The following is a 15,893-nucleotide window of genomic DNA, read 5'->3' as shown; positions in this document are numbered from 1 at the left end:
GTGATAACATCAAGATGGTCGTTACTCTGATTTACCCAATCGCGATGGACGACGGTTTACGTTTCGCTATCCGTGAAGGTGGCCGTACAGTTGGTGCAGGTGTTGTAGCTAAAATTATCGCGTAACAGCGACTTTAGTGAACACTAAAAAAGGAAGCTTAGGCTTCCTTTTTTATTTTTAGGGTGAAGTTAGTAACAAAAATCGATTTTTTGATTGATTTGTTAATCTTACTTTGCCTGTATTGTTGCGAATAAAGCTGAATAAGAATACAATCTATGGCCGATTTTTGACCCTGTGCTTATGCATTTTCTGGGAAAGTTCGGAAATGCGGATTTGGTAAATATGTTGTTTACCAAGCTAAGCCCAGGTCGTAGTGAGTAACGGAATTAACCGATGACAACAAATACTGAAAACCAGAGTAATTCTTTGGATATCGTTAAGTGGGGCATAGCTGCATTGCTAATTGCTACTGCTGTTATAGGCAATCAATTTTATGCAGACGCTAATGTTGTAGCTCGTGTTGCTGGGGTAATTATTGCCTTCGCTATTGCAGGCATCATTGCACTGCAGACAAGCAAGGGTAAGCAGGCACAATCTTTTGCTAGAGAAGCCCATATTGAAGTGCGTAAAGTCGTTTGGCCAACTCGCCAAGAGGCGCTAAACACTACCTTTATAGTACTTGCAGCTACTGCAGTAATGGCATTAATCCTTTGGGGATTAGATGCTATATTGTTACGAGTAGTCAATTTAATTACTGGCGTATAGGCATCTGAAAATGACTGAAGTTACAGAAGCGAAAAAAAGATGGTATGTGATCCAAGCCTTTTCAGGCTATGAAGGCCGTGTGCTTAAAACACTGCTTGAACATATCAAAATGCACAATATGGAAGAATACTTCGGTGAGATTTTAGTTCCTACCGAAGAAGTTGTTGAAATGCGTGCAGGTCAACGTCGTAAGAGTGAGCGTAAGTTTTTCCCTGGTTATGTGTTAGTCCAGATGGAAATGAACGACGATAGCTGGCATTTAGTCAAAAGTATTCCACGTGTAATGGGCTTTATCGGTGGTACATCCGATCGCCCGGCCCCGATTTCTGACAAGGAAGCTGACGCTATTCTTCAACGTCTTCAAGACACTGTTGAATCACCAACTCATCGTATTATGTACGAGCCGGGTGAAGTTGTTCGTGTGTGTGACGGTCCATTTGCTGACTTTAACGGTACTATCGAAGAAGTCGATTATGAAAAGAACCGTATTAAAGTTTCGGTGATGATTTTCGGTCGTTCAACACCAGTAGAATTAGATTTTAATCAAGTTGAAAAAAGCTGATTAAAATAACTACAAAATAAACATTGTTTGCGGGTGCGTATTTTTATATAATTCGCACCCGTTGTTTTCAGGGGAGCGTATTGGCATGTCGCCAACATGCGTTTGAACCCAAATTGAGGAAATGTCGACATGGCAAAGAAAATTGAAGCTTATATTAAGCTACAAGTAGCAGCTGGCGCTGCAAACCCGTCTCCACCAGTTGGACCTGCTTTAGGTCAAAAAGGTGTGAACATCATGGAATTCTGTAAAGCATTCAACGCTCGTACTGAGAAGTTCGAAAAAGGCATGCCAATTCCTGTTGTTATCACTGTATATAATGACCGTTCTTTCACTTTTGAAACTAAGACTCCACCTGCATCTTTCCTACTGCTTAAAGCAGTTGGTCTGAAATCAGGTTCTGGCCGTCCTAATACTCAAAAAGTAGGTACTATCAAGCGTAGCGCAGTTCAGGAAATTGCTGAAACTAAAGCTGCTGATATGACTGGTGCTGATATTGAAGCGATGACTCGCTCAATTGAAGGTACTGCACGTTCAATGGGTTTGGTAGTAGAGGATTAATATAATGGCAAAGCTAACTAAGCGTGCTCGCGTTATCCGCGAAAAAGTTGATGCAACAAAATTGTATGACATCAACGAAGCCGTAGTACTTTTACAAGAATTAGCGACTGCTAAATTTGTTGAGAGTGTTGACGTAGCTGTTAATCTAGGTATCGATCCTCGTAAATCAGATCAAAACGTGCGAGGTGCTACTGTACTTCCACATGGTACTGGTCGTGATGTTCGTGTTGCTGTATTCACACAAGGTGCAAACGCTGAAGCTGCTATCGCTGCTGGCGCTGAACTAGTGGGTATGGAAGATTTAGCTGAAAAAGTTAAAGCTGGCGAAATGAACTTTGACGTTGTTATCGCATCTCCAGATGCAATGCGCGTTGTTGGTATGTTAGGTCAAATCTTAGGCCCACGTGGTTTAATGCCTAACCCTAAAACTGGTACAGTAACGCCAAACGTTGCTGAAGCAGTTAAGAATGCCAAAGCGGGTCAAGTTCGTTACAGAAACGACAAAAACGGTATTATTCATACAACTATCGGTAAAGTAACTTTTACAACTGAGCAGTTGAGAGAAAACTTAGAATCGTTAGTGTCAGCACTGAAAAAGGCTAAGCCTGCAGTTGCTAAAGGCATTTACGTGAAAAAGATTAGCATCTCTACCACTATGGGTGCAGGTGTTGCTATCGACCAGGGTTCTCTGGAAGATGCGAAGTAATATACAAAGCGCGCGTATTAGTCTATAATGCGCGCACTTTGTGGGTTGAAGCCGCTTTTATGCATTAGTTTTTAACTTTTTGCATATTAGAGTCGGTTTCCGTCCAAGACCGCAGGTGTTAATCGTTAGATTAACTTAATTTCCAGCGTAGACGGTGTCAGGCCCCAGCTAAATTTTTTTACTGGAAAATCTGCACCGTAAGTAATTAAACACATAAGTGTTTAATTTGGTAAATACTAGAGAAAATTCTCTAGGTAGAATCCAGGAGTAAAGCCAATGGCATTAAGACTCGAAGACAAACAGGCAATTGTTGCTGAAGTCAACGAAGCTGCCAAAGGTGCACTTTCTGCAGTTGTTGCCGATTCACGTGGCGTAACTGTAGGTGCTATGACCGGTCTGCGTAAAGCTGCTCGCGAAAATGGTGTGTTTGTACGTGTAGTACGTAACACTCTTGCTCGTCGTGCAGTTCAAGGTACAGCTTTTGAGTGCCTAGCAGAAACGTTCACTGGCCCAACTTTAATAGCTTTCTCTAACGAGCATCCAGGTGCTGCAGCGCGTCTTTTAAAAGACTTCGCTAAGGGACAAGCAAAATTTGAAGTTAAAGGTGCAGCTTTCGAAGGGATGTTTATCCCTGCAGCTGATATTGATCGTTTAGCGAAACTACCAACATACGAAGAAGCACTAGCTCAGTTGATGATGACTATGAAAGAAGCATCTGCTGGCAAGTTCGTTCGTACATTGGCCGCCCTTCGCGATCAAAAACAAGACGCCGCTTAATTTTAGGCTGGCAGCTTAATAAAATTGAATTCAGAACAATAGGAAATATTTCTAATGTCTATCACTAAAGACCAAATGTTAGAAGCTTTTGCAGCAATGTCTGTAATGGAAGTAGTTGAACTAATCGAAGCTATGGAAGAGAAATTCGGCGTTTCTGCTGCTGCTGCAGTAGTTTCAGGCGGCGGCGACGCTGTTGCTGCTGAAGAGCAAACAGAATTTGACGTAGTACTTACTTCATTCGGCGAAAACAAAGTAGCTGTTATTAAAGCTCTTCGTAGCGCTACAGGTTTAGGCCTGAAAGAAGCTAAGACTATGGCTGAATCTTCTCCAATCGCAGTTAAAGAAGCTGTGTCTAAAGAAGAAGCTGCAACTCTTAAAGCTGATCTAGAAGCCGCTGGTGCTTCTGTTGAAGTTAAGTAAGCTATAATTTAGCTTGCATCACCCAAGTGATTGGGTGAAGGCTGACGGTTTTTTAACCGTTGGCCTTTTTTGCGCTTTATGCGCAGGCGATTTTTTTCACCTTTTGTCGCCAGTTTTAACAGTCCCTAGCAGAGATTACTGGTTAGGTTCTTGTCAACAAGGGTGATAGGCAAACGTGCTGATTTAATTAATATTAATTTCAGTCTTGGTCACATCTCGTAAGCAGAGGAAACCCATGGTTTACTCCTATTCTGAAAAGAAGCGTATTCGCAAAGACTTTGGTAAGCGTCCAAAAGTTTTGGACATCCCTTATTTATTGTCTATCCAGTTAGACTCTTTTAAGAAGTTCACCGATCATGACCCTACGGGTGAGCGTGGCTTAGAAGCCGCATTCCGTAGCGTTTTTCCTATCAAGAGCTTTTCTGGCTATTCTGAGCTGCAATATGTCAGCTACAAGCTAGGTGAGCCAGTTTTTGATGTGAAAGAATGTCAGATCCGCGGTGTAACTTATTCGGCACCACTGCGCGTTAAATTACGCATGGTATTGTTCGACCGTGAAGCTGCTGCTGGCACTGTTAAAGACATTAAAGAGCAAGAAGTCTACATGGGTGATATTCCTATGATGACTAATAACGGTACTTTCGTTATTAACGGTACTGAGCGTGTAATCGTGTCTCAGTTACACCGTTCTCCAGGTGTGTTCTTTGATCATGACCGTGGTAAAACCCACTCTTCTGGTAAGGTGCTGTATAACGCACGTATTATTCCTTACCGTGGTTCATGGCTTGACTTTGAATTTGATCCTAAAGATGCTCTATTCGTTCGTATTGACCGTCGTCGCAAATTACCAGCGACTATTATCTTACGTGCGCTTGAATATTCTACTCAAGATATCCTCGATTTATTCTTCGAGCGTATTGAGTTTAAGATTAAAAAAGATTCATTAGTCATGGCACTTGTGCCTGACCGTCTACGTGGTGAAACTGCTGGCTATGACATTAAAGATGCTGAAGGCGCTTTATTGGTTGAAGCTGGTCGTCGCATCACTGCACGTCATATTAAGCAACTTGAAAAAACCAATACTACTGAGCTAGAAGTGCCAGTAGATTATATTGTTGGTAAGTATGCTGCTCAAGACTACATCGATGAAGATACCGGTGAAGTTTTAGTGACTGCAAACAGCGAGATTACTTTAGAAGATTTAGCTAAGTTATCACTTGCTGGTATTAAGAATATTGATACTTTATTTATCAATGATCTTGATCATGGTGCTTATATTGCTGACACATTGCGCATTGATTCAACAACTAACCGCTTAGAAGCGCTAGTTGAAATCTATCGTATGATGCGTCCTGGCGAGCCACCAACCAAAGATGCAGCTGAAGGTTTATTCCAAAACCTATTCTTCAGTGAAGAGCGTTATGACCTATCTAAAGTAGGTCGTATGAAGTTCAACCGTCGTCTTGAGATTGCTGAAGACGAAGGTAACGGTGTGTTGTCTAAAGAAGACATCGTATCTGTTATGAAGAAAATCATCGAAATCCGTAACGGTTATGATGAAGTCGACGATATTGACCACTTAGGTAACCGTCGTATTCGTAGCGTTGGTGAAATGGCTGAAAACCAGTTCCGTGTTGGTTTAGTCCGTGTTGAGCGTGCTGTTCGTGAACGTCTATCTTTAGGCGATTTAAACGAGCTTATGCCACAAGACTTAATTAACGCTAAGCCAATTTCTGCGGCAGTGAAAGAATTCTTTGGTTCTTCACAGTTGTCACAGTTTATGGATCAAAACAACCCGCTATCAGAAGTAACGCATAAGCGTCGTATTTCTGCGCTTGGCCCAGGTGGTTTGACTCGTGAGCGTGCTGGTTTCGAAGTTCGTGACGTACATCCAACTCACTACGGTCGTTTATGTCCAATTGAGACCCCAGAAGGTCCAAACATTGGTCTAATCAACTCGTTAGCAAGTTTTGCACGTACTAACTCTTACGGCTTCTTAGAAACACCTTACCGCAAAGTGGTTGATGGTGTGATTACTGATGATGTTGAATACTTATCAGCAATCGAAGAAGGTCGTTACGTTATTGCTCAGGCTAACATCGAAGTTGATGCTGATGGCCGTATGGCAGAAGAACAAATTGCTTGTCGTCACAAAGGTGAATCTACCTTTATGCGCGCAGCTGATGTTCAGTATATGGACGTATCTCCACAACAGATTATTTCTGTTGCAGCATCATTAATTCCGTTCTTAGAACACGATGATGCTAACCGCGCATTGATGGGTGCAAACATGCAACGTCAAGCAGTACCAACTTTACGTGCTGATAAGCCGTTAGTCGGAACGGGTATTGAACGTACTCTTGCTGTTGACTCTGGTGTGGTTGTAGCTGCTAAACGTGGCGGTGTGGTTGATTATGTTGATGCTAGTCGTATCGTAGTTAAAGTAAATGAAGATGAGCTACACGCAGGTGAAGCCGGTATCGACATTTATAACCTAACTAAATATACCCGTTCAAACCAAAACACTTGTATTAACCAACGTCCTTGTTGTTCTGTTGGTGAGCCTGTGGTTCGTGGTGACGTATTGGCAGATGGTCCATCTACCGATTTAGGTGATTTGGCTCTTGGTCAGAACATGCGTATCGCGTTCATGCCTTGGAACGGTTATAACTTCGAAGATTCGATCTTAATTTCTGAGCGCGTAGCGCAAGAAGACCGTTTCACTACTATCCATATCCAAGAGCTTTCTTGTATTGCTCGTGATACTAAATTGGGTAGCGAAGAAATCACTGCTGATATTCCAAACGTAGGCGAGTCTGCTTTATCTAAACTAGATGAATCAGGTATCGTTTATATTGGTGCAGAAGTGAAGGGTGGCGACATTCTAGTGGGTAAAGTGACACCTAAAGGTGAAACACAGTTAACCCCTGAAGAGAAACTACTCCGAGCTATTTTTGGTGAAAAAGCGTCTGATGTTAAGGACAGCTCATTACGTGTTCCTAACTCAGTGAAAGGCACCATCATCGACGTACAGGTATTTACCCGTGACGGCGTTGAGAAAGACAAGCGTGCGCTTGAAATTGAAGACATGCACGTTCGTCAAGCTCGTAAAGACTTAGGCGAAGAGTTCAAGATCCTTGAAGAAGGCGTATTGGGCCGTGCACGTAACTTGTTACTGTCTGTGGGTTATTCTGAAGCTAAGTTAGCTGAAATCCCACGTAAAGACGTATTGATTCAAGTTATCGACGACGAAACTAAACAAACTGAATTAGAGCAGTTAGCTGAACAGCACGAAGAGCTAAAAGCTGACTTTGATAAGACATTTGAAATTAAGCGTCGTAAGATCACCCAAGGTGATGACTTGGCTCCTGGTGTATTGAAGATTGTTAAGGTTTACCTTGCAGTTAAACGTACTATCCAGCCTGGTGACAAGATGGCCGGTCGTCATGGTAACAAAGGTGTTATCTCGAAGATTTGTCCTGTTGAAGACATGCCATACGACGAAGAAGGTAATCCTGTAGACATCGTACTTAACCCATTGGGCGTACCATCGCGTATGAACATCGGTCAGGTACTTGAAGTCCACATGGGCGCAGCAGCTAAAGGTATCGGTAATAAGATTACTGCTATGCTTGAAGAGCAGCGTGAAATTGCCGAACTTCGTGGTTACATCAAGCAAGTGTACGAATTAGGTGATGACGTGCTTCAGCGCGTTGATATCGATTCGTTTACTGATGATGAAGTTGTGCGCTTGGCTACCAACCTTAAAGGTGGTATTCCAATTGCAACACCAGCATTCGACGGTGCTAAAGAGAAAGAGATCAAGCAAATGCTTGCTCTTGCAGGCTTACCTGAGTCTGGCCAGTTGACATTATGTGACGGCCGTACCGGTAACGAATTTGAGCGTAAAGTAACCGTTGGTTACATGTATATGCTTAAATTGAACCACTTAGTTGATGACAAGATGCATGCTCGTTCTACGGGTTCATACAGCTTAGTGACTCAACAACCATTGGGCGGTAAAGCTCAATTCGGTGGTCAGCGTTTCGGTGAGATGGAAGTGTGGGCACTTGAAGCATATGGTGCTGCTTATACTCTACAAGAAATGCTAACAGTTAAGTCAGATGACGTTAACGGTCGTACTCAGATGTATAAAAACATCGTCGACGGTAACCATCAGATGCAACCAGGCATGCCTGAGTCTTTCAACGTATTGTTGAAGGAAATTCGTTCACTTGGTATTAATATCGAGTTGGACCAAGAGTAAGCATCGCACTTAAGCAATGTTTGGTAACCAAGGGTGCTTTGCATAAGCAAAGCACCTGGTTTAACTCCTTCAGGAGAGAAACGTGAAAGACTTATTAAAGTTTCTTAAACAGCAAAGTAAGACTGAAGAATTTAACGGTATAAAAATTGGTTTGGCCTCGCCAGATCTAATCCGTTCTTGGTCTTTTGGTGAAGTAAAGAAGCCAGAAACCATTAACTACCGTACATTCAAGCCTGAACGTGAAGGTTTGTTCTGTGCGCGTATCTTTGGTCCAGTTAAAGATTACGAATGTTTGTGTGGAAAATACAAGCGTTTGAAGCATCGTGGTGTTATTTGTGAAAAGTGTGGCGTAGAAGTTACCCAGACTAAAGTGCGTCGTGAACGCATGGGTCACATTGATCTGGCTAGCCCAGTTGCCCACATTTGGTTCTTAAAATCACTTCCGTCACGTATTGGCTTAATGCTAGATATGACGTTGCGTGATATTGAACGCGTACTGTATTTCGAATCATTTGTTGTGATCGAGCCTGGCATGACCACGCTTGAGCGCGGCCAAATGCTAACCGAAGAAACGTATCTTGATGCGTTAGAAGAATACGGTGACGAGTTTGAAGCTAAAATGGGTGCTGAAGCAGTTCTTGAATTGCTACGAGCTATCAACTTAGCTGAACAGATCGAGCAAATGCGCGAAGAGTTGCCTTCAATTAACTCTGAAACCCGTCGCAAGAAGGTCACTAAGCGCCTTAAGCTGATGGAAGCATTCTTCACATCTGGCAACAAGCCAGAGTGGATGATCTTAAAAGTATTACCGGTTCTTCCACCTGATCTACGTCCATTAGTGCCGTTAGATGGTGGTCGTTTCGCGACATCTGATCTTAATGATCTATACCGTCGTGTGATTAACCGTAACAACCGCTTAAAGCGTCTGTTAGATTTAGCTGCGCCTGACATTATCGTACGTAACGAAAAACGTATGTTACAAGAGTCAGTTGATGCGCTATTAGATAACGGTCGTCGCGGTCGTGCTATTACGGGTTCTAACAAGCGTCCGCTTAAATCTCTTGCTGATATGATCAAGGGTAAGCAAGGTCGTTTCCGTCAGAACTTACTTGGTAAGCGTGTTGACTATTCAGGTCGTTCGGTAATTACCGTAGGTCCTACTTTACGTCTGCATCAGTGTGGTCTTCCTAAGAAGATGGCACTTGAGCTATTCAAGCCATTTATTTATGGCAAGCTAGAAGCCCGTGGTTTAGCGACTACGATTAAAGCTGCTAAGAAAATGGTTGAACGCGAACAGGCTGAAGTATGGGATGTGTTAGACGAAGTAATTCGTGAACATCCAGTAATGCTTAACCGTGCACCAACACTTCACAGACTAGGTATTCAAGCATTTGAACCTGTTCTGATTGAAGGTAAAGCAATTCAATTGCATCCGTTAGTTTGTGCGGCATACAACGCCGACTTCGACGGTGACCAAATGGCGGTTCACGTTCCATTAACGCTTGAAGCTCAGTTAGAAGCTCGTGCGCTAATGATGTCAACCAACAACATTTTGTCACCTGCTAACGGTGAGCCTGTAATTACTCCGTCTCAGGACGTTGTATTAGGTTTGTACTACACCAGCCGTGAATGTATTAACGGTCGCGGTGAAGGTATGGCGTTCGCTGATGTGTCAGAAGTAGAAAAAGCTTACGCTACTGGTGTTGCTGAACTACATGCTCGCGTTAAAGTACGTATTACCGAAACGAACATCGCAGATGATGGCGAAAGAACTAAATCAACTCGTATCATTGATACCACAGTTGGTCGTGCTCTTTTATCATTAATTTTGCCTGAAGGCTTATCGTATGATTTGGTTAACCAAAACATGGGTAAGAAACAGATTTCTAAACTGTTGAACACTTGTTATCGTCAACTAGGTCTTAAAGATACAGTTATCTTTGCTGACCAATTGATGTATACCGGTTTCCGTTTTGCAACCATTTCTGGTGCCTCTGTTGGTATCGATGACATGGTTATTCCAGACGAGAAATACACCTTAGTAGCTGACGCTGAAGCTGAAGTGCTTGAAATTCAAGAGCAGTTCCAATCAGGTCTTGTTACTGCCGGTGAGCGTTACAACAAAGTCATCGATATCTGGGCAAGTGCGAACGAAAAAGTTTCTAAAGCGATGATGGAAAACCTGTCAACTGAGACAGTGATTAACCGTGATGGCGTACCTGAGCAACAAGCTTCGTTTAACAGCATCTATATGATGGCTGACTCGGGCGCTCGTGGTAGTGCTGCACAGATCCGTCAGTTAGCGGGTATGCGTGGTTTGATGGCTAAGCCAGATGGCTCAATCATCGAAACCCCAATTACGGCTAACTTCCGTGAAGGTCTAAACGTACTTCAGTACTTTATTTCTACTCACGGTGCGCGTAAAGGTCTTGCCGATACAGCATTGAAGACAGCTAACTCGGGTTACTTGACTCGTCGTTTAGTAGACGTTGCACAAGACTTAGTCGTTATCGAAGATGACTGTGGTGTTGAGCATGGCCTTACAATGAAACCGCTTATTGAAGGTGGTGATGTTGTTGAGCCATTGCGTGAACGTGTTCTAGGTCGTGTAGTTGCTCTTGACGTAATGAAGCCAGGTACTAATGAAGTGCTTGCTCCACGCAACACACTTCTTGATGAAGCATGGTGTAATACGTTAGAAGAACACAGCATTGATGAAGTGATTGTACGTTCTGTAATTACCTGTGACACAGACTTCGGTGTGTGTGCAGCGTGTTATGGTCGTGACTTGGCTCGTGGTCATATTATTAACCACGGTGAAGCTATTGGTGTTGTTGCAGCTCAGTCAATTGGTGAACCTGGTACACAGTTAACCATGCGTACGTTCCACATTGGTGGTGCGGCATCTCGAGCTTCTGCAGAAAACAACGTTCAAGTTAAGAACGCGGGTTCTCTGAAGTTACACAATGCTAAGCATGTTTCTAACATCGACGGTAAGCTCGTTATCGTATCTCGTTCTTCTGAGTTAGCCATCATCGATGAGCTAGGTCGTGAGAAAGAGCGTTATAAAGTGCCTTACGGTACAGTATTAGAGAAATTGGAAGACAGTGAAGTTGCAGCTGGCGAAATCATCGCTAACTGGGATCCACATACTCACCCAATTATTTCTGAAGTTGCTGGTAGCGTGAAGTTCGTTGACATGATTGATGGTGTCACTATGACACGTCAAACAGATGAGTTAACGGGTCTATCTTCTGTAGTTGTGCTCGATGTTGGTGCGCGTACTTCAGCCGGTAAAGAATTGCGTCCAGCAATTCGCTTAGTAGATGCCGATGGTAATGACTTAATGATCCCTGGTACTGAAGTACCAGCTCAATACTTCTTACCGGGTAACGCGATTGTATCGAAAGATGATAACGCGAAAATCAACGTTGGTGATCCATTAGCACGTATTCCACAAGAATCGTCTAAAACTCGCGACATCACCGGTGGTCTTCCACGTGTTGCTGACTTATTCGAAGCGCGTAAACCAAAAGAGCCTGCAATTCTTGCAGAAATCTCTGGTACGATCTCGTTCGGTAAGGAAACGAAGGGTAAACGTCGTCTAGTGATCACTCCAGCTGATGGCAGTGAACATTATGAAGAAATGATCCCTAAGTGGCGTAACTTGAACGTGTTCGAAGGTGAAAAAGTCGAACGTGGTGAAGTTATTGCAGACGGTCCAGAAGCGGCTCATGACATCTTGCGTCTTCGTGGTATCCACAACGTAGCAAACTACATTGTGAACGAAGTACAGGACGTTTACCGTCTACAGGGCGTTAAGATCAACGATAAGCACATCGAAGTTATCATTCGTCAAATGTTACGTAAGTGTCTAATCACTTCAACAGGCGACACTGAGTTCTTAGAAGGTGAGCAAGCAGAAGTATCACGCGTGAAGATTGCTAACCGTGAGCTAATCGCTCAAGGTAAAACACCTGCAACGTTTGAACGTGAATTACTCGGTATTACCAAAGCTTCTTTGGCAACTGAATCATTCATCTCTGCTGCATCGTTCCAGGAAACCACTCGTGTGTTAACTGAAGCGGCTGTTGGCGGTAAGAGCGATCCATTACGTGGTTTGAAAGAAAACGTAATCGTAGGTCGTTTGATCCCAGCAGGTACAGGTTATGCTTATCACAAAACCCGTAACGAAGAACGTGCTAAAGTATTAAGCTCTCGTGGCAAAGTGGAAACTACTACAGTAACCGCAAGCGAAGCTGAAAAGAACCTAGCAGATCTACTAAATCTGGCCGGTAGCCAAGATTAAGTTAGTATTTTGTTAAAAAAAGGCGCCAATGGCGCCTTTTTTATTGGAATTTGCACGAAAAGTTGTCTATTTCTTGACAGGCAGCCATTACCTTTCTAAAATTCCGCGTCCCACCATTGTGGGATATAGATTTTTCACACCTAATTGTTGAGCTTAAATCAACTTTCGGAGCTATACATGGCAACTGTTAACCAGTTGGTACGTAAGCCACGCTCGCCAAAAGTCGAAAAGACTAATGTGCCTGCGTTGAATGCGTGTCCACAAAAACGTGGTGTTTGTACTCGTGTGTACACTACAACACCTAAAAAACCTAACTCTGCACTACGTAAAGTAGCTCGTGTGCGTCTAACTAACGGTTTCGAAGTAACTTCGTATATCGGTGGTGAAGGCCATAACTTGCAAGAGCACAGTGTAATTCTAATCCGTGGTGGTCGTGTTAAAGACTTACCTGGTGTGCGTTACCACACTGTTCGTGGCGCATTAGACTGTGCTGGCGTGACTTCACGTCGCCAAGGCCGTTCTAAGTACGGTGCTAAGCGTCCTAAGTCTTAACGTATCCCGTTTAAGTAAGGCCAAGCTAGTATTTATTTGACATTCCAGTTTTGGAAATACCTGAAGCATACGGAGAATTAATATGCCAAGACGTCGCGTTGTAGGACAACGTAAAATCCTACCAGATCCAAAGTTTCACAGTGAGTTGTTGGCTAAGTTCATCAACGTCATTATGCAGGACGGCAAAAAGTCGACTGCAGAAAAAATTATCTACAAGGCACTAGATGTTGTCGCTGAAAAGAAAAGCGAAAATCATTTAAGTATCCTTGAAGCAGCCCTTGATAACGTTCGCCCATCAGTCGAAGTTAAATCTCGTCGTGTTGGTGGTTCTACTTATCAAGTACCATGTGAAGTTCGTCCAGTGCGTCGTAACGCACTAGCGATGCGCTGGTTAGTTGAAGCTGCTCGCAAGCGTGGTGAAAAATCTATGGCTCTACGTCTAGCAGGTGAAATGCTAGATGCGTCTGAAAACAAAGGTACTGCGGTTAAGAAGCGTGAAGACGTGCATCGCATGGCTGAAGCTAACAAAGCCTTTGCCCATTACCGTTGGTAATATGATGGAGCGGACTTCGGTCCGCTCCATATTGTTGATATTGCTGAAGCCAAAAGCTTTAGCTGAGAGGGTATAAATAGTGGCTCGTACAACCCCAATTGAGCGTTATCGTAATATCGGTATTGTAGCTCACGTGGATGCAGGTAAAACTACCACAACAGAACGTGTTCTGTTCTATACCGGTATGTCTCATAAAATCGGTGAGGTGCATGACGGCGCCGCCACGACAGATTGGATGGTACAAGAGCAAGAGCGTGGTATTACTATCACCTCAGCCGCTGTAACCACATTTTGGCGCGGAATGGAGGCTCAGTTCGCTGAACACCGAATTAATATCATCGATACCCCAGGTCACGTAGACTTCACTATTGAAGTCGAGCGTTCATTACGCGTACTCGATGGCGCTGTAGTAGTCTTCTGCGGCTCGTCTGGCGTTGAACCACAATCTGAAACCGTATGGCGTCAAGCTGACAAATACCACGTTCCGCGTTTGGTGTTTGTTAATAAGATGGACCGTGCAGGTGCAGATTTTGACCGTGTAATAAATCAAATTCGTAACCGCCTTGGTGCGACTTGTGTGCCAATTCAATTGAATATTGGTGCAGAAGAAAACTTCAAGGGTGTTATTGATTTAATTAAGATGAAAGCCATTAACTGGTCTGAAACAGATCAGGGTATGACTTTCACTTATGAAGACATTCCTGCAAATCTAGCAGCAAAAGCTGCAGAAATGCATGAGTATCTCGTGGAAGCAGCAGCTGAAGCCTCTGATGAACTGATGAATAAGTACCTTGAAGAAGGTGAGTTAGCAGAAGTCGAGATCAAAACAGCGTTGCGTCAGCGCACAATTAACAATGAGATCGTGTTAGCCACTTGCGGTTCTGCATTTAAGAACAAAGGTGTGCAAGCGGTACTCGATGCGGTAGTTGACTTCTTACCCGCTCCTATTGATGTTCCTGCAATTACAGGCATCGATGAAAGCGAAAATGAAGTAAAACGCCCACCAGATGACAATGCCCCTTTTGCGGCTTTAGCATTTAAAATTGCGACTGATCCATTTGTTGGTACACTGACCTTTATCCGCGTGTATTCAGGTGTACTTGAATCAGGTGCTGGTGTTTATAATTCTGTTAAACAGAAACGTGAACGAGTAGGTCGAATTGTGCAAATGCACGCAAATGACCGAACAGAACTGAAAGAAGTACGTGCTGGCGATATTGCAGCTGCTATCGGTCTTAAAGATGTAACAACCGGTGATACTCTTTGCGATAATAATCACAGAGTGATTCTTGAGCGCATGGATTTCCCTGAACCCGTAATTACCATAGCCGTTGAGCCACGTTCAAAAGCAGACCAAGATAAAATGGGAATTGCGCTGCAAAAATTAGCAGCAGAAGATCCATCATTCAAAGTTGAGACTGATGAAGAGTCGGCACAAACACTAATATCTGGTATGGGCGAATTGCATCTAGACATTATCGTTGACCGTATGCGTCGCGAATTTGGTGTAGAGTGTAACGTAGGTAAACCTCAGGTTGCTTACCGTGAAACAATTCGTTCTAAAGTAGAAGTGGAAGGTAAATTCGTACGTCAATCTGGCGGACGTGGCCAATTTGGTCATGTTTGGTTAAGAATTGAACCACTCGAAGAGGGTGCGGGCTACGAATTTGTTAACGAGATTGTAGGTGGTGTAGTTCCTCGTGAATTCATTCCTGCCGTTGACAAAGGTATTCAAGAACAGATGAAGAATGGCGTATTAGCCGGCTATCCTGTACTTGATGTGAGAGTCAGTTTGTTTGATGGTTCATATCATGATGTGGACTCGAACGAAATGGCGTTCAAAATTGCAGGTTCTATGGGCTTCAAAAAGGGTGCGCTAGAAGCTACCCCTGTGTTGCTCGAACCTTGTATGAAAGTAGAAGTAACTACACCTGAAGATTATATGGGCGATGTTGTGGGTGATTTAAACCGCCGTCGTGGCATAATTGAAGGTATGGACGATGGCATCGCAGGTGTTAAACTTGTCCATGCAGTAGTGCCTCTATCTGAAATGTTTGGTTATGCGACTGATTTGCGCTCTGCATCTCAGGGTCGTGCTTCATACTCTATGGAGTTTTTGAAGTACACTGATGCACCGCAAAACATTGCAAAAGCGATTATAGAATCTCGTAACTAATATTGGTTACGGCATCAATGTTATATTGCTCGAATTAATCGAGCACTTCTGAAAAGAAAGGAATATATCGTGGCAAAAGCTAAATTTGAACGTATTAAGCCTCACGTAAACGTGGGCACCATTGGTCACGTTGACCATGGTAAAACAACTTTAACAGCAGCAATCTCTGCCGTTTTGTCTAAAACTTATGGTGGTGAAGTTAAAAACTTCGCTCAAATCGATAACGCTCCAGAAGAGCGTGAGCGCGG

At 43.4% G+C, this 15,893-nt stretch carries 12 protein-coding genes and 1 pseudogene; all 13 read left to right on the top strand.

The genetic code is table 11. From position 1 onward, the window contains the following. A pseudogene (gene tuf, locus H5181_RS19790) lies at positions 1–125 on the top strand (elongation factor Tu); the annotation flags it as partial. A gap of 268 nt (positions 126–393) precedes the next feature. Then, positions 394–765, top strand: coding sequence for a preprotein translocase subunit SecE (gene secE / locus H5181_RS19785; protein ID WP_011635627.1), 372 nt, complete (start codon positions 394–396; stop codon positions 763–765). Between the two features lie 10 nt (positions 766–775). Further along, positions 776–1,327: a transcription termination/antitermination protein NusG gene (gene nusG / locus H5181_RS19780; protein ID WP_011635628.1), complete on the top strand. Its 552-nt coding sequence runs from the start codon at positions 776–778 to the stop codon at positions 1,325–1,327. A 129-nt stretch (positions 1,328–1,456) separates the two neighbouring features. Continuing rightward, the gene (gene rplK / locus H5181_RS19775) at positions 1,457–1,885 is read left to right on the top strand and encodes a 50S ribosomal protein L11 (protein ID WP_011635629.1); all 429 of its coding nucleotides are present in this window, start codon (positions 1,457–1,459) and stop codon (positions 1,883–1,885) included. Between the two features lie 4 nt (positions 1,886–1,889). After that, positions 1,890–2,591 carry a 50S ribosomal protein L1 gene (rplA, locus tag H5181_RS19770; protein WP_182751834.1) on the top strand — a complete coding sequence of 234 codons (702 nt, stop codon included), beginning with the start codon at positions 1,890–1,892 and terminating at the stop codon, positions 2,589–2,591. A 276-nt stretch (positions 2,592–2,867) separates the two neighbouring features. Continuing rightward, entirely contained in the window at positions 2,868–3,368 is a 501-nt protein-coding gene (gene rplJ, locus H5181_RS19765; RefSeq protein WP_011635631.1) for a 50S ribosomal protein L10, read from the top strand. Positions 3,369–3,422: 54 nt separating this feature from the next. Continuing rightward, positions 3,423–3,788: a 50S ribosomal protein L7/L12 gene (gene rplL, locus H5181_RS19760; RefSeq protein ID WP_011635632.1), complete on the top strand. Its 366-nt coding sequence runs from the start codon at positions 3,423–3,425 to the stop codon at positions 3,786–3,788. Positions 3,789–4,023: 235 nt separating this feature from the next. After that, positions 4,024–8,055, top strand: coding sequence for a DNA-directed RNA polymerase subunit beta (gene rpoB / locus H5181_RS19755; protein ID WP_011635633.1), 4,032 nt, complete (start codon positions 4,024–4,026; stop codon positions 8,053–8,055). A gap of 82 nt (positions 8,056–8,137) precedes the next feature. Continuing rightward, on the top strand, positions 8,138–12,364 hold the full coding sequence (gene rpoC / locus H5181_RS19750) for a DNA-directed RNA polymerase subunit beta' (RefSeq protein WP_123778853.1): 4,227 nt from the start codon (positions 8,138–8,140) through the stop codon (positions 12,362–12,364). 177 nt (positions 12,365–12,541) lie between these two features. Beyond that, complete coding sequence (rpsL, locus tag H5181_RS19745) at positions 12,542–12,916, top strand: 30S ribosomal protein S12 (protein ID WP_059746616.1); 375 nt, start codon at positions 12,542–12,544, stop codon at positions 12,914–12,916. A gap of 82 nt (positions 12,917–12,998) precedes the next feature. Then, complete coding sequence (rpsG, locus tag H5181_RS19740; protein ID WP_011635636.1) at positions 12,999–13,469, top strand: 30S ribosomal protein S7; 471 nt, start codon at positions 12,999–13,001, stop codon at positions 13,467–13,469. A gap of 79 nt (positions 13,470–13,548) precedes the next feature. Further along, the gene (fusA, locus tag H5181_RS19735; protein ID WP_182751833.1) at positions 13,549–15,645 is read left to right on the top strand and encodes an elongation factor G; all 2,097 of its coding nucleotides are present in this window, start codon (positions 13,549–13,551) and stop codon (positions 15,643–15,645) included. A 69-nt stretch (positions 15,646–15,714) separates the two neighbouring features. After that, the coding region (locus tag H5181_RS19730) for a GTP-binding protein (protein ID WP_310734203.1) at positions 15,715–15,893 on the top strand (179 nt) is incomplete at its 3' end.

Origin of the sequence: Shewanella sp. SG44-2, from assembly GCF_014164215.1 — a bacterium.
GTDB lineage: Bacteria > Pseudomonadota > Gammaproteobacteria > Enterobacterales > Shewanellaceae > Shewanella > Shewanella frigidimarina.
This window is presented reverse-complemented; position numbering and strand designations above follow the sequence as displayed.